Source organism: Streptococcus sp. HMSC072C09 (genome assembly GCF_001813105.1).
Classification (GTDB): domain Bacteria; phylum Bacillota; class Bacilli; order Lactobacillales; family Streptococcaceae; genus Streptococcus.
This window is the reverse complement of record NZ_KV811500.1, coordinates 54596-72164: the sequence shown is the minus strand read 5'-3', so window position 1 is coordinate 72164 and position 17569 is coordinate 54596. Positions and strand designations below refer to the sequence as shown.

General features: G+C 43.3%; 19 protein-coding genes. 2 read left to right on the top strand and 17 right to left on the bottom strand.

Annotated features, from left to right (window positions below; genetic code table 11):
• Nucleotides 1-37: 37 nt before the first annotated feature.
• The 17 genes from HMPREF2893_RS04795 to HMPREF2893_RS04710 all read right to left on the bottom strand — a co-directional run bounded on the left by HMPREF2893_RS04795 (nucleotide 38) and on the right by HMPREF2893_RS04710 (nucleotide 14483).
• The gene (locus HMPREF2893_RS04795; RefSeq protein ID WP_148131920.1) at nucleotides 38-1342 is read right to left on the bottom strand and encodes a sensor histidine kinase; all 1305 of its coding nucleotides are present in this window, start codon (nucleotides 1340-1342) and stop codon (nucleotides 38-40) included.
• Nucleotides 1343-1354: 12 nt separating this feature from the next.
• On the bottom strand, nucleotides 1355-2089 hold the full coding sequence (locus tag HMPREF2893_RS04790) for a response regulator transcription factor (RefSeq protein WP_070674677.1): 735 nt from the start codon (nucleotides 2087-2089) through the stop codon (nucleotides 1355-1357).
• 908 nt (nucleotides 2090-2997) lie between these two features.
• The gene (gene groL, locus HMPREF2893_RS04780) at nucleotides 2998-4623 is read right to left on the bottom strand and encodes a chaperonin GroEL (protein ID WP_003004647.1); all 1626 of its coding nucleotides are present in this window, start codon (nucleotides 4621-4623) and stop codon (nucleotides 2998-3000) included.
• A gap of 21 nt (nucleotides 4624-4644) precedes the next feature.
• On the bottom strand, nucleotides 4645-4926 hold the full coding sequence (gene groES / locus HMPREF2893_RS04775) for a co-chaperone GroES (RefSeq protein WP_024055367.1): 282 nt from the start codon (nucleotides 4924-4926) through the stop codon (nucleotides 4645-4647).
• A gap of 129 nt (nucleotides 4927-5055) precedes the next feature.
• Nucleotides 5056-5349: a hypothetical protein gene (locus HMPREF2893_RS04770; RefSeq protein WP_003004348.1), complete on the bottom strand. Its 294-nt coding sequence runs from the start codon at nucleotides 5347-5349 to the stop codon at nucleotides 5056-5058.
• A gap of 101 nt (nucleotides 5350-5450) precedes the next feature.
• Nucleotides 5451-6305 carry a PTS system mannose/fructose/sorbose family transporter subunit IID gene (locus HMPREF2893_RS04765; protein ID WP_037585172.1) on the bottom strand — a complete coding sequence of 285 codons (855 nt, stop codon included), beginning with the start codon at nucleotides 6303-6305 and terminating at the stop codon, nucleotides 5451-5453.
• Nucleotides 6289-7131, bottom strand: coding sequence for a PTS mannose/fructose/sorbose/N-acetylgalactosamine transporter subunit IIC (locus HMPREF2893_RS04760; RefSeq protein ID WP_003004789.1), 843 nt, complete (start codon nucleotides 7129-7131; stop codon nucleotides 6289-6291). Before HMPREF2893_RS04760 ends, HMPREF2893_RS04765 begins: the two co-directional genes overlap by 17 nt.
• Before the next feature lie 56 nt (nucleotides 7132-7187).
• Nucleotides 7188-7682: a PTS sugar transporter subunit IIB gene (locus tag HMPREF2893_RS04755; protein WP_000261775.1), complete on the bottom strand. Its 495-nt coding sequence runs from the start codon at nucleotides 7680-7682 to the stop codon at nucleotides 7188-7190.
• Nucleotides 7683-7696: 14 nt separating this feature from the next.
• Entirely contained in the window at nucleotides 7697-8134 is a 438-nt protein-coding gene (locus tag HMPREF2893_RS04750) for a PTS sugar transporter subunit IIA (protein WP_023919629.1), read from the bottom strand.
• A 140-nt stretch (nucleotides 8135-8274) separates the two neighbouring features.
• A complete protein-coding gene (locus HMPREF2893_RS04745) occupies nucleotides 8275-9573 on the bottom strand; it encodes an ABC transporter substrate-binding protein (RefSeq protein WP_023919631.1) in 1299 nt (432 codons plus the stop codon).
• Complete coding sequence (locus HMPREF2893_RS04740; RefSeq protein WP_037585171.1) at nucleotides 9570-10253, bottom strand: response regulator transcription factor; 684 nt, start codon at nucleotides 10251-10253, stop codon at nucleotides 9570-9572. The genes HMPREF2893_RS04745 and HMPREF2893_RS04740 overlap by 4 nt, the downstream gene beginning before the upstream one ends.
• Before the next feature lie 5 nt (nucleotides 10254-10258).
• Nucleotides 10259-11575 carry a sensor histidine kinase gene (locus tag HMPREF2893_RS04735; RefSeq protein ID WP_070674671.1) on the bottom strand — a complete coding sequence of 439 codons (1317 nt, stop codon included), beginning with the start codon at nucleotides 11573-11575 and terminating at the stop codon, nucleotides 10259-10261.
• Nucleotides 11575-12558, bottom strand: a complete 984-nt coding sequence (locus tag HMPREF2893_RS04730; RefSeq protein ID WP_031572659.1) for a substrate-binding domain-containing protein — start codon at nucleotides 12556-12558, stop codon at nucleotides 11575-11577. Before HMPREF2893_RS04730 ends, HMPREF2893_RS04735 begins: the two co-directional genes overlap by 1 nt.
• A gap of 188 nt (nucleotides 12559-12746) precedes the next feature.
• Nucleotides 12747-13142, bottom strand: a complete 396-nt coding sequence (locus HMPREF2893_RS04725) for a single-stranded DNA-binding protein (RefSeq protein ID WP_070674668.1) — start codon at nucleotides 13140-13142, stop codon at nucleotides 12747-12749.
• 100 nt (nucleotides 13143-13242) lie between these two features.
• On the bottom strand, nucleotides 13243-13869 hold the full coding sequence (gene ytpR / locus HMPREF2893_RS04720; protein ID WP_031572654.1) for a YtpR family tRNA-binding protein: 627 nt from the start codon (nucleotides 13867-13869) through the stop codon (nucleotides 13243-13245).
• Nucleotides 13870-13878: 9 nt separating this feature from the next.
• Nucleotides 13879-14196, bottom strand: a complete 318-nt coding sequence (locus tag HMPREF2893_RS04715) for a thioredoxin family protein (RefSeq protein ID WP_031572651.1) — start codon at nucleotides 14194-14196, stop codon at nucleotides 13879-13881.
• Nucleotides 14193-14483 carry a DUF4651 domain-containing protein gene (locus HMPREF2893_RS04710; RefSeq protein WP_070674665.1) on the bottom strand — a complete coding sequence of 97 codons (291 nt, stop codon included), beginning with the start codon at nucleotides 14481-14483 and terminating at the stop codon, nucleotides 14193-14195. The genes HMPREF2893_RS04715 and HMPREF2893_RS04710 overlap by 4 nt, the downstream gene beginning before the upstream one ends.
• Nucleotides 14484-14625: 142 nt before the next feature.
• Between HMPREF2893_RS04710 and pepA the strand changes: the two genes are divergently transcribed.
• Nucleotides 14626-15690, top strand: coding sequence for a glutamyl aminopeptidase (gene pepA, locus HMPREF2893_RS04705; protein ID WP_014712788.1), 1065 nt, complete (start codon nucleotides 14626-14628; stop codon nucleotides 15688-15690).
• 244 nt (nucleotides 15691-15934) lie between these two features.
• Nucleotides 15935-17419, top strand: coding sequence for a DUF1846 domain-containing protein (locus tag HMPREF2893_RS04700; protein ID WP_003009791.1), 1485 nt, complete (start codon nucleotides 15935-15937; stop codon nucleotides 17417-17419).
• The last annotated feature ends 150 nt before the right edge of the window (nucleotides 17420-17569 follow it).

Here is a 17569-nt window from a genome sequence, read left to right as displayed (position 1 = left end):
TAACGAATTACCGATTTCTGTCCCACTCTCTCTTCCATTATTCCTTCCAAAAGGTCAGGCTTTGGGTAAATCGGTAGTTTGAACTCTTGGTAGACACTGTCGTTTTGGGATACTTTTCCAGTAATTGTTGGATCTTGTACAATCCAAGACCGCGGCCCTCTCCTTTACTCGAGTAGTCTTTTTCAAAAATTCTCGCCAGATCTATTTTTTCAGCTTTTGTACTATTTTCAACTATTAAAATAAGGGAGTTCGTCTCCTGGAGCATGGCAAGAGTCAGCTGTGGGTCGTCTGATTCGAAACTCGCTTCAATAGCATTGTCACAAAGGATGGATAAGAAGGTGATGAAATCTAAAACCTCGATGAATAAATCACGAACAGGTTCATCGATCTCGACAGAGATCCCAATCCCTTTATTTTGAGCCTCCAATAATTTTGCGGATAGAACACTTTTTACAGCTGGATTTTCGATGTGACTGAGTTTGGCAATATCAAACTTGCTATCGTAAAATTGCTGGCCACTCTCTCGAAGAACATTCTCATAGACTTCCCTGATCGCATTGAGATCTTCATGCTCAATACTTAATTTGAGACTGGTTAAAATATTCAGGTAGTCATGACGAAAGGCACGAATCTCCCCATAGAGCATTTCGACGTGTTGGCTATAGGTGGCTAACTCCTGCAGTTGCCTATCTTTTTGTTCCAGAATCTCTTGTTTCAATCGTTCTTTGGACACTGCATTGAAATACAAGAGCATCACAAAAAACAAAATCAGATAAATACTATTTAACTGTTCCCGTAAAGCATCTGCATGCGGAATAATATCCTCAAAAACCACCAGACCTACAACACTGACTAAATACACAAACATGGAAAGATCCATCGGGAGTAAGAAACGATTAAAATACTGCCGTTGAAACCCTACTTTTAAATCTGTAAAATCTAGTTTTAACAATTTAGTGATTCCTATATAAACAGGAAAGACCAGCAATTCAAGTAGAGCATCATACCAGCTGACAGATGCCTCATGAACAAGTACGATCCCTAACATTGGAAAGACATAAAAGGCTAAGAGACGCGCAATGAGACTCTCCATGACAACCGGGTAGAGCCCGTAAAAAATATTCAAAAGGTGTCGTATGTTACGATTTCGGTAGAAACTATAGGCAATAAATACTAAGAAATAGCCAAAAAAGCCTACCGGTGGCACAAGGGTAAAGACGACTGCAAAGAAGAAGGGGCACAAAAAGAGCCAGCGCAAGGCGAACTCTTGTCTACTGATATGACGATAGATCAGCATACTGACGAAGAACTTTAGGTAAAATATTAGAATATCTAACAGCAATTCTTTCTCCTTCTATTTTTTCAAAGCTTCCAGTAGGCCTCTGTACTTGGTCCGTGAGATCAAGCAATTGTCCCCATTTTCAAAAAAAGCTTTCTTGGTTTCTTTATCAATCTTCGTAATATTTTGCGGATTCACCACAAAAGAGCGGTGGCACCGATACAAGCGGGGATCTGCTTTTTCGATATCGGCAATACTAGCGTAAAATTCCAAGCGTTCTTCCTGGGTGTGTAAAATAACCTTGTGAATGGCTGGAGACGTTTCAACATACAAAATCTTATTAAAAGGAACTTGTACACGCGCCATCGCACTCTCAAATGTAAAGGCATCTTGCGCAATCGTGGTCCCAGCTTGCTCCAAGGTATAGTCGATGGCTGAGCTGATTCTCTCTTTGAACTCTTCCTCACCCAGCGTTTTATCAATAAAATCCAAGGCAGCCACTTTGTACTGAAAGGTAATGGGCATGAATTCAGAGTGAGTGGTGACAAAGACAATGGTCGCATGGGGGTCTTTCTTACGAATCTCTTTTGCGATCTCTAGACCCTTTTTCTCCTCACCTTTAATCTCGATATCTAAAAAGAATAGGTGATGGGCGCCTCTCTCTGTGATAGCATCCAGCAACTGGCTTGACTTCCCAAACACTTCTGGCGCTTTGCATTGCAAGGATTTTTGACGGATGAGATCCTGCAAGACCGCTTCGATACGCGATTGTTGGATCCATTCATCTTCTAACACAAAAATCTTCAACAAAGTCCTCACCCCTTCCCCTCTACGAATATGTTCTATTTTACCATAAATGATGCCTACTGAGCCACTCTTTCAAAAGAGACTTGATAGGCCTTCTACCTTTTCTCCTAAACAAAAAACTCTCCCGGAGGAATCCGGAAGAGCTTGCGCAAGGGGAATTTGAAAAATATTTTTTAATATGAAAAAGGTCGATAAAATCTATGCTATGTTCAAACTCTCATTTTACTAACAGCGATATTACGATCAAGTTTTATTGTCAATAGACATGTATGTGGGAAGTTCTCCCCTTGCAACAATGTAGACCTGTGATCTACTCTTACTAGTATACACTAGAATTATTACAAAATCAGTTAATTTGTATTGCAATTTGTTGGCAAATATCCCTCTTCCTGAAAACACCACAAACGCTTGATTCCCAAGCATCTACGCAAGTCCTCTTTAATTAGTATTTATCATTTCTGTTACAAAATTTAAAATAAAAATATTATTCCATAACAAATAAAAATCCCAAAGCACGATAAAAAGAGACTGGGACAAAAGTCCTAGCCTCTCAATTATTTTTAGGTTGTCGAGCAAGACGCAGTGGTTGAGTGGGCTCTACTACGCTGATTTCATCAGCTTTTACAGCCCTACTCAACTGTGCAGAGGTGGGACGACGAAATCGAATTCTAACGAATTACCGATTTCTGTCCCACTCTCTTTGAGCTAGTAAGATGATTAGCCAGACCGCACAATAGCGGCTGGCGTCAAATGATTCGTGCTTTAGAACCAATCATGGGTATCAGGTTACGACAGAAAATAAAGAAGGCCGATAACGCCTTCTTTATTTTCTTAGTAAGACACTTCGGCAAGGCACCATGATGCTTGCCGTAGCCTAATGAGGTGCTTCAGCACCCATTAGGCTAAGTGTCTTACATCATCCCGCCCATCATGCTTGGATCCATTCCTGGTCCTGCTGGGGCTGCTGGTTCTGGTTTGTTGGCTACGACTGCTTCGGTCGTCAAGATCAGACTCGCTACGGAAGCGGCGTTTTGAAGGGCTGAACGGCTCACTTTAACTGGATCGATGATTCCTGCATCAATCATATTCACCCATTCACCTGTTGCAGCATTGAAACCTGTTCCGACTTCGGCATTTTTCAAGCGATCAATCACAATAGATCCTTCGTAACCGGCATTGTGGGCAATTTGGCGCACTGGTTCTTCCAAAGCACGAAGAACGATATTGCGTCCGGTCGCTTCATCCCCTTCCAATTCAAGGGCTGCGACTGCAGAGATGACATTGACAAGGGCTGTACCACCTCCGGCAACGATCCCTTCTTCAACGGCTGCGCGAGTCGCATTAAGGGCATCTTCGATACGGAGTTTCATTTCTTTCAATTCTGTTTCTGTTGCAGCACCAACCTTGATTACGGCAACACCACCAGACAATTTGGCCAAACGTTCTTGTAATTTTTCACGGTCAAATTCAGAGGTTGTAGTTTCGATTTGTGACTTGATAACAGCCACACGGTTAGCGATCGCTTCTGGGTTACCAGAACCTTCGACAATGACGGTACTGTCTTTATCGACTGACACTTTAGCTGCTTGCCCAAGGGCTTCAATGGTTGCATCTTTCAATTCCAAACCAAGATCGTCTGTAATGACTGTACCACCAGTCAAGATGGCAATGTCTTCTAGCATGGCTTTGCGGCGATCTCCAAATCCTGGTGCCTTGACAGCTACGACATTAAAGGTACCGCGGATCTTGTTCAAGACAAGTGTTGGAAGAGCTTCGCCATCGACATCATCTGCGATGATCAAGAGTGGACGGTTGCTTTGAAGAATGCTTTCCAACAATGGCAAGATTTCTTGGATATTTGAAATCTTCTTGTCAGTGATCAAAATGTATGGATTTTCAAGGTCTGCCACCATTTTTTCATTATCAGTGACCATGTATTGTGAGAGGTAACCACGGTCAAATTGCATACCTTCAACGACTTCCAGTTCTGTCTCCATTCCACGAGACTCTTCAATGGTGATGACCCCATCTTTGCCAACTTTTTCCATGGCTTCAGAGATGTACTCACCGACTTTTTCAGAACGAGAAGACACAGCAGCTACTTGAGCAATCGCTTCCTTACTCGATACTGGAATCGCATTGTTTTTCAAAGCTTCTACTGCTGTTGCAACAGCTGTCTCAATCCCACGACGGATGCCAATTGGGTTAGCACCTGCAGTGACGTTTTTGATCCCTTCACGGACGATAGCTTGAGTCAAGACCGTTGCGGTCGTTGTACCGTCACCTGCGATATCATTGGTCTTAGAAGCCACTTCTGACACCAATTTAGCACCCATATTTTCAAAATGGTCTTCCAATTCGATTTCTTTTGCGATAGTCACCCCATCATTTGTGATCAAAGGTGAACCAAATGATTTTTCAAGAACCACATTGCGACCTTTAGGGCCCAACGTAACTTTCACTGTATCTGCTAAGACATCGACACCACGGACCATTGCAGAACGTGCATCAGATGAAAATTTAATATCTTTTGCCATTTCTCTTACCTCTTTCTTCTCTTACTCTACAATTGCAAGAATGTTTGCTGTTCCAACGATGGTGTAGGTTTCTTCCCCATCTTTAACTTCAATTCCTGCATGGCTTTCAACCAAAACGTGGTCTCCTGCTTTTACAGCTGGAGCGATGAGTTCACCACTTAGAGTACGCACGCCTTCACCAACGGCCACTACTTCAGCTGTTTTTGTATCAGCCTTGCTCGCACCTGCGAGGACAAAACCTCCAACAGTCTGTTCTTTTTCTTCTACTTTTAAGACCACACGGTCTCCTAATGGTTTTAACATGTTCATTCCTCCATACGTGTTTTTAGCACTCTCTATACGCAAGTGCTAACTTATGTTTCTATTGTATCACTTGGTCAGAAATAGTCAAGAAAAAAACACCTCAAAAATAGATGAGATGTTTCTAAAATATCAATTTAAAATTGTCAATTTTTGATTGAAATCATCGATCACTTTTTGAAGATTGATCCGCCCGCGGTAGATGCCATATCCAAAAACAATCATGCCTAAAATTCCAACCAAGGCTAGTAAAATCCCGAGGATCAAGAGTGGGAGGAAACTTTTGTGAAAGAGATAGATCAATACCACACCAATACTGGCAATGATAAAGAGTAAGCTGAACCAACGACCAAGGTTTTCAAGCATGTGGCGTTGGTACTTGATTTCTGTTTCATATCCATTGACAAGTTCTTGTTTTGTAACCATGGGATTCCTCCTAATAAAAATTGAGAATGAAGTGCAAGTAAAGGAGGTCCATTCACTTCATTCTCAAAAACTCCTACTAGCAAATTCGTTTGTTCTTTACCTTAGTATTTAAGATGTGGGTCAAAGATACCAAGGGCAACACCGATCAAAGCAACTACAACGAGAAGTAACATAACTTTGTTTGGTGAAATTTTTTTCTTAGACATCAACCACCAGCAAAGAGTGATGAAGGCTGCTGTCAAGAGACCTGGATAAACACCATCGATCTTTTCTTGGATGTTCAAGAAGACTTTTCCTTCAGAATTCTTGAATTGAAGGGCTGTTGTAACAGATACCCAAGTAGCTGCTACGGCACCGATAACCATACCACCGACAACGCTGATCGCTTTACGAAGAGCTTGTCCTTTTGGTCCTACAAGGAATTCAACGGCTTTATCCCCTAATTGGTAACCTTTGAAGAAGGCAAAGCGCATACCAAAGTAGACTAAGAGGTTCCATACGACGATGTAGAAGAGAGCACCAGCGACGTTACCACCTTTAGAAAGTCCAAGGGCAATCCCTAATAGAACTGGAATCAAGGTACCAACGACCAATGAGTCACCAATACCAGCGATTGGTCCCATCAAACCGGCACGCATACCGTTGATGGTTTCGCCATCTACTGCATCTCCGTTTGCACGCGCTTCTTCCAAACCAGCTGTGATCCCTACAACAAGAGATCCAAGTTGTGGTTCAGTGTTGAAGAAGGCCGTATAGGTTTGCATAGCATCCTTTTGTTCTTCTTTTGTATCATACATTTCTTCTACGATTGGAAGCATAGAAGTCAAGTACCCGAAGGTTTGCATATGTTCTTGAGAGAAACAAGTCAAATGACCATAATACCAATGATGGAATGCTTTTGCTAATGTTTTCTTTGAAATTTTCTTTCTATCAGCCATTTTAAATATCCTCCTCATCATCGTCTTGGTCCACCACTCCGGCTGGAGCAGCTTTCATCGATTTGATCACTTCAAGTTCATAGTAGATTACTGCAAAGATTAATGAAACAACGGCACTGGATACCAAGTTCAATCCGAGAGATTTTGCCAAGGTAAATCCAACAAAGAATGGAATGAAGTCAGTTGCTTCTGTAACAATTTGTTTCAACAAGATGGCAATACCGACACATGGGAGAAGAGCACCGACTGTAAAGAGGGCTTTCATCCAGTAACCATCCATAGGAAGGTATTGTTTCATCAAATCAACCATGTTTTCACCGTATTTGGTGATAATCATTGTTGGAAGGAAAGAGAAGAGGAAGTGAGAGATCCAAGGGTAAACCCAGTCAACTGCGTAGAGTTTTTTGAAGTTTCCTTCTTCAACGGCTTTCCAACCAATGTGTTGCCAAACCAAGTTCATAGTAGCGGTACCGTAGAAAAGAACTGTACCAATTGTCCCAACGGCTGCACCGATTGGAGCTGCAGCTGCGGCGATTCCTGCTTCATCTGTGATGTTATTAGCATGCACAAACAAGATAGCAAGAGGAACACCGATGTAAGAGATGGCACGCACATCGGCAGATACGGTACCACCAGGTGTTACCAAGGCGATATAAACGACTTGAAGGGCAACCCCGACCATAATACCGGTTGTCACATCTCCAAGAATTAAACCTGAAATCAACCCACCGATCAAGGGACGACCGAGTGTATAGTTCCCGATACTGGAACCTCCCATACCAGGCATTGAAGACAAGCTGGCGAAAATACCAAGCAAGATTGCTTGAATCCATGAAATTGTCATAACAAACGCTCCTTTTGTTTGTAAATTTATTTACCTAACAGATCAGACTGTTAGTTCTAAAAACCAAATTTTGATTTGAAATCATCCCAATAACCGATGGAAACATCTGGCAACAATTGGAATTTCACCTTGTAGCCTGCTGCTTGAATAGCTTGGAAGGCTTCTGCTTCTTCCTGAGTGATGGATTGGTTATTTCCCAATTTCACAGCTCCAGGACGATCATTTGCAGGGCCAACAATGATTTCTTTGACATCACCTGGGACAAACCCTTGGTCGACCAAAATTTCCTTCATATCGATTGGATTTTTGGTGATCAAGAAGTAACGACTATCTGATTCTGTTACTTTTGCTGATTTTTCTTTAAAGGCTTCCTTTGTCCATACAAAGGTTTTCTTGTCTGATGCGCCTTTGTAAGCTTGAATCAAAACCTTGTTTGATGCTGCTGCATCGTTTACGGCAATCAAACCATCACATGGTTTTTCTTTTGCCCAGCGTGTGACTGTCTGACCGTGAATCATGCGGTCATCAATCCGTACAAATGTTACTACCATAAGGTACCTCCCTATTAAATATCGTCATCATCTTCTTCAGCACCAGCGGCTGAAATTTCAAAAGGCTGTAGTGCAGATCGTGCTTCTGATAAGATGGTGGCTGACAAATCGTCTCCATCCAACACATCCTTCATCACAACTGCCGTCAAGGCCATGGTAAGGTTCATCCCACCAAGGATCAAGGCTCCATCGAGCTTTCCAGCTTCTTCTAGAACCGTGGCTGCAGTGGTTAATGGACTACCACCTACGATATCTGCCAAGACCAAAACAGAATCATCAGCTGTCAATCCTGAAATGCTCTCTCTGAAATCAACTGCGAAGTCATCAACTGATTTTCCTTCTTTGAGTCCAACTGCGATGACCTGATCCAACTTGTCACCAGCAAACATGGCTAGTGATGTTTTTAGACCTTCTGCCAGTCCACCATGACTGACCAAAATGAGGTATTTCATTTTGCTACGCCTCCTTTATTTGACTCTATTGTAGACTATTTGAAAGCGCTTTTACATTGTCAAATGTCACATTCCCAATATGACATTTAGCAATAAAAAAATGACATCTGTCACTTGACAAAATGCCATCTTATTTTACTCTAAACTCCTACCTGTAGACTACTTTCAATCTCCCTCTGAATTTGAGGCAAGCGGTTCTCGACATCCTGATCACGCAAGGCATTGCCAATCAAGTAATCTAGCTTTTCTAGCACCTCTTTTGAGACATTTTTCGGACTACTTTCAACAGCTTGTTCCATGATGCGGTTCAAGGTCTGATTGGTCAAGGAATCTGTTCCAAAATCATCCACCTGCAAAAGGTCTTTACTAGAGCGACTCTTGACTACCTGTGGCATGACAGAGATCCCTTGGGATTGGGCAAAGAGAGTTTGTTGAATGTCTGGATCCTCTGTCAAAAGTTGCATCAATTCCCAAGCCAACTTGGAATGAGAACTCCGAGCTGACATAGCAAAAGAAGTCGTCGTGACTAAGGTTGCCTTGGTCGTTTTTGACTTAGCAGGCATCGGGATACAGGTCCAGGTGAAGTTTGAATATTTTGAAACGTGGTAGGGATAAGGTTTATAGGTCCGATATTGGGCCAAGGTCATGGGATAGAAGGCGACTTTCCCCTGGTCAAAATCTTTAGAGCTCACCTTGTAATTTTTATTTAGATCTTCCAATTTTTGCAGAAAAGTCAAAGACTCTTTCACTTCTGGAGCTGTCAGCTTGAGCATGCCTCCTTGGAAAAGATGACCTCCATTTGCCGCCAAGGCTTCTTTCCAGGTGTATTCTGTGCTCCCAAATTGGTCCAATTGCCCATCCCCATTGGTATCTTTGGTTAGTTTCTTGCAAATCGTATAGAACTCTTCAAGGGTCCAGCCTTCTTTGGGAACCGCGATACCTTCTTTATCTAAGAGATCTTTATTGACACACATCAAAATCGGATTGCTTTCATAAGGTAAGGCATAGGTTTGCCCCTGATAGACACCCGATTCAAAGGCAACGGGATAAAAGGCAGCTTGATCTTTTCGATCCATATAGCCGTTTAACTTTTCTAATACGCCTCGCGCTGCTAATAAGGAAAGATCTTGCTCAGAGACCATAAACACATCTGGCGTCTTTCCTGAGACAATCTTTTCAGAGAGCCAGTCTGAATAATCTGACTGCGGAATCCCGTTTTCATACTCTACACGGACGTGGGGATGGGATTTTTCAAATTTTTGAATCGCTCGATCCAAGGCATGGGAACGTTGACTGGTCGGCACATCCCAGCTAGAACCTGCATAAACACCGATATGGAGTACGGTCGGTTGCTGTTTCCACCAATAAAAACCTGCGCTCGCACAGAGCACAACAAGGAGGCCAATCCCCCAACAAAGATGCTTTCGCTTCAATTTCATTCTGTATTTCCTTTAGAAAAATCACGTCTCGTCACTCCTGTTTGGACTGACCAGATCGCTAATTGCGTTCGATCTCGTAGGTTTAATTTCGCCAAAATCGTTGATAAGTAATTGCGCACGGTTCCTTCTGACAAGAAGAGTTTGGCCGCAATTTCTTTATTGGACTCCCCATAGCCGACTTCTTGGATAATGCGCCATTCCGTCGTGCTCAAATCCTTGACATTGTCCTCATCTACAGCAATAGAGAAGTTGGTTTTGGCCATTTGTGAGAAAATTTGAAAGACTTTACTAGCGATATTCGGGTTGATCATGGCTCCGCCTTGATACACCACCTTAATCGCTTCATAGAGTTCCTCTGTCGAGGCTCCCTTTAAAAGATAACCTGAAGCACCATACTTGAGTGCACTATAGATAAATTCATCATCATCAAAGGTCGTTAAAATAATAATTTTGATATCCGGATAGTGCTCTTTTACCTCTTTTGTCGCCAAAACCCCATCCATGCCTGGCATCCGAATATCCATTAAGATCAGGTCAGGATGTGTCTGTGGAATGCTCGACAAGACGTGATTCCCATCTTCCACTGTGGCCACCACTTCGATATCGGGGTGGGCTGACAAAATAATTTTCAGAGATTCTCGAATCAAGGCCTGGTCATCTGCCACCATTACTTTTATCACCATCTCTATCTCCCTTCTTTATATTTCGGTAAACTGACGCGCGTGAAAAATCCATCGCGACTTTCAAATTGAAGCTGTCCTCCTAGGATGGAAATGCGCTCCATCATCTGCTTGAGCCCATAGCCATAGGTCAAGGTTTCAAACCCAACCCCATTGTCCTGCAACTCGATCAGGTAATCTTCTTCATTCTCAAAAAAATGAAGGCTCATCTGACTGGCATGACCGTGACGAACCGCATTGGTCATAGACTCCTGGATCACACGAAAGATCGTATCTTCAATCATGACGTCCATATCGACATCGACCCATTCATAGTGTAAATCAACCTGCAACTTGGAAAGCGTCTGGTACTCGCGGATCATCTTTTCTAAAGCATCTTTGAGGGTTCGTCCCTCAAGGGCACCTGGACGGAGGCGGTTGAGAGAGCCTCTCACATCCTGGATTCCTTCACGAACCACTTCTGATACACTTTTCACCTGCTCTTTTGCCCGATTGGGATCGATATCAATCAAGACTCCGACAGCATCTAAACCTGCTGAGATCCCTGTTAGCGCATGCCCCAAGGTATCGTGAATTTCCCGAGCAATCCGCTTGCGCTCCCGATCCTCTGCAATCTTCTCAGACAAGGCCATATAGTTGTTCAACTCCGTATTGACCTTCGAAACCATGGCCAACTCTTCTTCTACTTCGTGGTTTTCCGCAAGAACATTCATAATATAGAACAAAAGCGAAATAATGAAGAGCACCATATTCAAGGCATAGAGGGAATTCTTTAAGAAAAAGGCCAGAATCCGAATGGAGGCAGGATAAAAATGAATATAGACATCCAGAGAAGGTATCGGAAAGAAAAGCGAAAAGACGTCTGAGTTGGTCACAAGAAGCATCAAGAAACTCACTAGGATAAACGCAAACCAATACTTGCGGTCGCGCTTGGTATTCAACTCTTTGGAACCATAGAAGATATCCGCAAAAACTAATAGAATAAGCCCGTTATAAGCTACATTTTGGACCCACATCAAGAGCAACATCAGGAGGATCTCCAGAATGTTCCACTTATCAAAAATGGACCATCGACTCGTTTGAGACCGGTAACGACTCATGGAGATCAAGGCAATCCCAGCAAATAAGAGCGCAGACAACCAAAAAGTTGTCGAAGGCGCAAAAGGAATACGCTCTAAACGTTCTACTAATAGGGAGGCTTGTCGTTGGGCAATGATATAGTTGGTTGCTTGAAGATAGATGATACTGTTGAGCATCACAGCGATAAAATTCACGACCATCAGAATTGCCAAACTGTATCTCACACCTCTAAATTTTCTCATTACTGCCACCCATTCACATCAAAGTGATCGATGTTTTCCTTTGTCATCATTTGAACCGGAATGGTTATCTCTTTTTGGTAGCTCTTCCCAGCCGTCATATCTTGGATGACCTCCATCACACGGTCTCCCATCTTCAACGGAGACTGGGCAACGGTTCCTACGACATCATCTGTCGAGTGCAGCAAGGCTTTCATATCTGGTGAGCCATCAATCCCATAGATCGCAATGGGATGGGTGATTCCTTGCTCCTTGATCGCTGCTAAAGCTCCTATAGCTGAACGGTCATTCAAGGCGACTAGAGTATCGACATTCCCCCCTGACTGCAAAAACTTACGGACAGCGGGCATGGCGATCTCCGTCTGACCCTTGGTTTCTAGTTCCGAGATGATCTCATAAGACCCATGCCCTTTGATGGTATCCTTAAATCCCTGAATCCGCGTATCTGCTGAAACAGTTCCCTTATGCTCCAAGAGAAGGATCCGAGCATTTGAAGAGCGTTTCATCAACTCTTTCGCAATCAAGACTCCTGCTTGGTAGTTATCAGAGACAATGCTGGCATCCGGCTTAAAATGCTTGAGCTGGGTATCAACTGCAATGATCTTAATTCCTTGTTTTCTAGCTTTTTTAAGAGCTCTTAAAATGGGCTGACTATCCCCTTTGACCGGATTAATCACAATCACATTTACTTTTTGGGCGCAAAAATCATCGATCTGCTGGCTCTGCCTTTTTTCATCCAATTCCGGATCTCGGACAGATACAAGAGCCCCTCTCTCATCGGCAATTCGACTAATTTCCGAATGAATACTTTTATAGAACTCATTGTTCATGGTCATATAGGTGACACCGATCTTGGTCTGATCCTTGATGCTACTGGTTTGACAAACGGCATAGATCCACAAGAGGATGCAGGCCACTGGAATCACCAGTAAAACCCGTTTTATCAGCCATTTCAACCGTTCTTTTCTTTCTTCTTTCCCCTTCAAACTCCGTTCCTTTTCTGAAAATTTTGAATATATATTACTTTATTCTACTACTTTTTCAAGAAAAGTGCTGGCTTTTATTGTACAGATGCATATTTTTGCTTTATTTTTAAAAGAGTAGTTCCCGAATGAAATCCCTAGCAAGTATCAAAAAAGCTGGTCTATAAACGAACCAGCTTTCTTTTTTGATCCTAAAAAGGAAGATCTTCTTCTTCTAAGATGATATCGGCTAAATCTCCCGTTCCACCATTTTCACGCATCGCTCGCTGAGCGCGGCTCTCTAGCAACTGAAAACTTTGGCAGAGGACCTCTGTCACATACTGCATAACTCCATTTTTCTCGTAGTGGCGCGTCCGAATCTCTCCATCCAAAGAGATCAGGCTCCCTTTGCTAGCATAACTAGCCATGGTTTCAGCCAATTTCCCCCAGACAACGACATTGACAAAATCAGTCTCTCGCTCCCCGTTTTGGTCCTTGTAGCGACGATTGACCGCAACGGTCACTCGGGCAACGGATTTGTCTGTGCTGGTTTTATGCAATTCTGGAGCCGCTACTAAGCGACCGATTAAAACAACTTTATTATACATCATTTACCTCCTATCTATTTATTCGAAAAAATTTTAAAAAATGGAGGTGACAAACCAAAATCAAAAAATCTAGGATTCAAAATATCCTAGATTCTTCTCTTTATTCGTGCCAGTGACGAGCAGGATCAAAAGGTGTCCCTGCTACTTCTGCATCATCCAATTCAATAATGCCTCGTTTTTGAGGAGCATTTGGCAAGTGCAATTCACGCGGACTGCACATCATGCCATAACTTTTTTCTCCACGAAGAGCCCCTGGGAAAATCAAGCTACCATCCGGCATCATGGCACCTGGAAGAGCAACAATGGTCTTTAGACCCACCCGCGCATTTGGAGCTCCTGCTACGATCTGAACTGTCTTATCTGGTCCAACTGCTACCTGGCAGATATTCAAGTGGTCACTATCTGGATGGGCCACCATTTCAAGGATTTCTCCCACCACAAATTTTGGTTCCCGATCGTTGACCAAACGTTCTGCGAAGCCTTCTCTTTCCAATTCTTGGTTCAAACGATCCACTTGCTCATCTGTCAAAAAGACTTGGCCCTTGCCTTCGATGGCGAAGAAAGATGAGGCGTCAAAGATATTCCAGGCAACGGTTTCTTGCTTGTCCTCACGGTAAACGCGAGCCACTTTTCCTTTTCTCTCCACCGCGAGCTTTGCATCTCCACTATTTTTCAAGGTCAGCATCAAGACATCGCCGACTTGTTCTTTGTTGTATGTTACAATCATGATTTTCTCCTATTTTAATCCTGCTAAGAATGCTGTAATCTGCGCTTTGGTTTTCCGATCTCGATTGACAAACCGACCGATTTCCTTATCCTTTTCCAGAACCACCAAACTAGGGATCCCATAAACATCCCAGACTTTCGCCAGATCCATATAGGCATCTCGGTCAATCAAGATAAAGGTAAATTCAGGATTTTCAGTCTCAATCTCCGGCAAAAAAGGCTTGAGGTAACGACAATCCCCACACCAATCTGCTGAAAAGACAAACACTTTCTTGCCATCTTGCTCTACATATGAAGCAATTTCTTCTAGAGAATTTGGTATAATCATAGTTTTTCCTCTTCGTAATGCAAGAGACCGTCCTCGTAGATAAAGCGGTAATGGCGCTCATCTTCAAAAATGACACCACCTACTAAGCGCTCTTCACTCGACTCGTAGAGTTCCACATACAGAGTCGCAATCGTCCCCATGGCTTCCATTTGCTCCCGTACTTCTGCTACCAATTCTTCTTGGGTACGAAGACGCTTTTGATCTTTGGCAATTTTATAAACACCGGCCGCAAGAGCTCCTGCACTTGCTAGAGCCAGACTAGACAAAATAATTTTTTTAGCTTTCATAGTGCCTATTGTAACACAAAATAAGCAGAGGGACAACGGTCTAAGCTGGATCTCTCCCTCTGCTTTTTGGGACTGATTTCCATAATAACGCTACCATCCTTGTATAAAAAGTGATAAAATAGCATCAGAAAGAAGGTAACCTATGACTGATTTATTTTCTAAAATCAAAGAAGTAACTGAAATCCCTGCTATCTCAGGTCATGAAGCTCCTGTACGGGATTATTTGCGCCAACAATTGACCCCTCATGTGGACGAAATCGTGACAGATGGTCTCGGTGGGATCTTTGGGGTGAAACACTCAACAGCAGCCGATGCTCCTCGTATCTTAGTAGCTGCCCACATGGACGAAGTTGGTTTTATGATCAGCGAAATCAAAGCTGACGGAACTTTCCGTGTTGTCCCAATCGGAGGTTGGAATCCGATGGTCGTTAGCAGCCAACGCTTCAAACTCTTTACACGTGACGGACGTGAATACCCTGCGATTTCAGGATCTGTTCCTCCTCATTTGACACGTGGAACAGGTGGACCAACCGTACCTGCCATTAGCGACATCGTCTTTGATGCAGGCTTTAGCTCTAAAGCCGAAGCTGAAAGCTATGGGGTCCGTCCTGGAGATACCTTGGTCCCAGATAGCTCTGCGATTCTCACTGCTAATGGTAAAAACGTCATCTCCAAAGCATGGGATAACCGCTACGGCGTCTTGATGGTCAGCGAATTGGCCAAGAGTCTTTCTGGACAAGCCTTAAACAACGAACTCTATGTAGGAGCCAACGTTCAAGAAGAAGTGGGACTTCGTGGAGCCCACACTTCAACCACTAAATTTGATCCTGAAATCTTCCTTGCTGTAGACTGTTCGCCAGCAGCCGATGTCTTTGGAGACCAAGGCGCGATTGGGGAAGGAACACTGCTTCGCTTCTATGATCCAGGTCACATCATGCTACCAAATATGAAAGATTTCTTGCTCACTACTGCTGAAGAAGCGGGCATCAAATTCCAATACTATTGTGCCAAAGGTGGTACCGATGCAGGTGCAGCGCACTTGAAGAATGGTGGAGTCCCATCAACCACTATTGGTGTCTGTGCACGTTACATCCACTCTCACCAAACCCTCTATGCCATGGATGATTTCTTGCAAGCGCAAGCCTTCTTACAAGCGTTGGTTAAGAAATTGGATCGCTCTACAGTTGATTTGATCAAACACTATTAAACAACATCGATCTGAAGCCCCGTAAGGGGCTTTTTTAGAGGGAAAACAAACTTCTCTTGGAAACTTTCCACCGTGAGTCACCATTGAGCCCCTTGGCATCCACACTCCCCTTAGGAAAGTATCTTAGAATATTTTATCTTCCATCTGTTTTCTGATATAATATGAAAGAATGAAATGGTAGGGAACGGAACACTCATCCTTGGATTTGTGTGGCAGACCCTTCCCTTATATACAGGAGTTTTACATGAAAAAACAAGCTTTTAGTTCTGAAAAGTATTTGAACTTGCAACGTGACCACATTATTGAGCGGATCAACCAATTCGATGGCAAGCTCTACCTTGAATTTGGTGGTAAGATGTTAGAAGACTTCCACGCTGCTCGTGTCCTCCCTGGATACGAACCAGACAATAAGATCAAGTTGCTCCAAGAATTGCGCGACCAGGTGGAAATTGTCATTGCCATCAACGCCAACAACATTGAGCACTCAAAAGCCCGTGGAGATCTAGGAATTTCTTATGACCAAGAAGTACTGCGCTTGATCGACAAATTCAATGAATTAGGGATCTTTGTAGGCTCTGTCGTCATCACCCAATATGCTGGACAAGCTGCAGCAGACGCCTTTCGCAAACAACTGGATAAGAGCGGGATCGCCTCTTATCTCCACTATCCGATCAAGGGCTATCCGACTGATATGGACCACATCATCTCTCCTGAAGGGATGGGGAAAAACGACTACATCAAAACTAGTCGCAATTTGGTCGTTGTGACAGCTCCTGGCCCTGGTTCTGGTAAGCTGGCAACTTGTATGTCCAATATGTACCATGACCAATTAAATGGGATCAAATCAGGTTATGCTAAGTTTGAAACCTTCCCAGTATGGAATCTTCCTTTGCACCACCCAGTCAACTTGGCTTATGAAGCAGCGACTGCAGATCTAGACGATGTCAATATGATCGATCCCTTCCACCTCCAAACCTACGGGGAAACGACGGTCAACTACAACCGCGATATCGAAATCTTCCCTGTCTTGAAGCGCATGTTGGAACGCATCTTAGGAACCTCTCCTTATGCTTCTCCAACAGACATGGGTGTCAACATGGTTGGCTTTGCCATTGTGGACAATGACGCTGCGATTGAAGCTTCCCAACAAGAAATTATCCGTCGCTATTACCAAACCATTTTGGATGTCAAAGCCGAGCGTGTCGGTGAAGGAGCTGTCAAAAAGATTGAGCTCTTGATGAATGATTTGGGCATTACTCCAAATGATCGGAAAGTAACCGTGCTTGCCCGCCAAAAAGAAGAAGAAACAGGTGAGCCAGCCTTAGCCCTTGAATTACCAAACGGCGAGATGGTAACCGGAAAAACCTCTGATCTCTTTGGCCCAACCGCAGCCCTCTTAATCAATGCGATCAAGAAATTGGCGCATATTGATAAAGAAACCAAATTAATCGAGCCAGAATACGTTCAACCCATCCAAGGCCTGAAGATCAATCATTTGGGTAGCCGTAACCCTCGTCTTCACTCGAACGAGATCCTCATTGCCCTTGCCATTACAGCCATGAGCAATGAAGACGCTAAACTTGCTATGCAAGAATTAGGCAAGTTGAAAGGCAGTGAAGCCCACTCAACCGTGATGCTGACAGACGAAGACAAGAATGTCCTTCGTAAGCTCGGTATCAACGTCACCATGGATCCTGTCTACCAATACGATCGCTTATATCGTAAATAAACTCAGACAAACAAAAACAATCCCTGCTCTAGGAATTGTTCAGATTGAAGACAAAGTCTTCTTAAAAAACTTTCCTTAGGTGAGTACGGACGTCAGCGAACTTCGAAGAAGTTCCATGACTAATTATTGAGCCTAAGGTCTCAATAATTC

Coding starts and splice junctions, on each gene's coding strand:
- groL (WP_003004647.1), bottom strand. CDS start 4,623: ATGGCAAAAGATATTAAATTTTCATCTGATGCACGTTCTGCAATGGTC.
- groES (WP_024055367.1), bottom strand. CDS start 4,926: ATGTTAAAACCATTAGGAGACCGTGTGGTCTTAAAAGTAGAAGAAAAA.
- HMPREF2893_RS04770 (WP_003004348.1), bottom strand. CDS start 5,349: ATGGTTACAAAACAAGAACTTGTCAATGGATATGAAACAGAAATCAAG.
- HMPREF2893_RS04765 (WP_037585172.1), bottom strand. CDS start 6,305: ATGAGGAGGATATTTAAAATGGCTGATAGAAAGAAAATTTCAAAGAAA.
- HMPREF2893_RS04760 (WP_003004789.1), bottom strand. CDS start 7,131: ATGACAATTTCATGGATTCAAGCAATCTTGCTTGGTATTTTCGCCAGC.
- HMPREF2893_RS04755 (WP_000261775.1), bottom strand. CDS start 7,682: ATGGTAGTAACATTTGTACGGATTGATGACCGCATGATTCACGGTCAG.
- HMPREF2893_RS04750 (WP_023919629.1), bottom strand. CDS start 8,134: ATGAAATACCTCATTTTGGTCAGTCATGGTGGACTGGCAGAAGGTCTA.
- HMPREF2893_RS04745 (WP_023919631.1), bottom strand. CDS start 9,573: ATGAAATTGAAGCGAAAGCATCTTTGTTGGGGGATTGGCCTCCTTGTT.
- HMPREF2893_RS04735 (WP_070674671.1), bottom strand. CDS start 11,575: ATGAGAAAATTTAGAGGTGTGAGATACAGTTTGGCAATTCTGATGGTC.
- HMPREF2893_RS04725 (WP_070674668.1), bottom strand. CDS start 13,142: ATGTATAATAAAGTTGTTTTAATCGGTCGCTTAGTAGCGGCTCCAGAA.
- ytpR (WP_031572654.1), bottom strand. CDS start 13,869: ATGATTGTAACATACAACAAAGAACAAGTCGGCGATGTCTTGATGCTG.
- HMPREF2893_RS04715 (WP_031572651.1), bottom strand. CDS start 14,196: ATGATTATACCAAATTCTCTAGAAGAAATTGCTTCATATGTAGAGCAA.
- HMPREF2893_RS04710 (WP_070674665.1), bottom strand. CDS start 14,483: ATGAAAGCTAAAAAAATTATTTTGTCTAGTCTGGCTCTAGCAAGTGCA.
- pepA (WP_014712788.1), top strand. CDS start 14,626: ATGACTGATTTATTTTCTAAAATCAAAGAAGTAACTGAAATCCCTGCT.
- HMPREF2893_RS04700 (WP_003009791.1), top strand. CDS start 15,935: ATGAAAAAACAAGCTTTTAGTTCTGAAAAGTATTTGAACTTGCAACGT.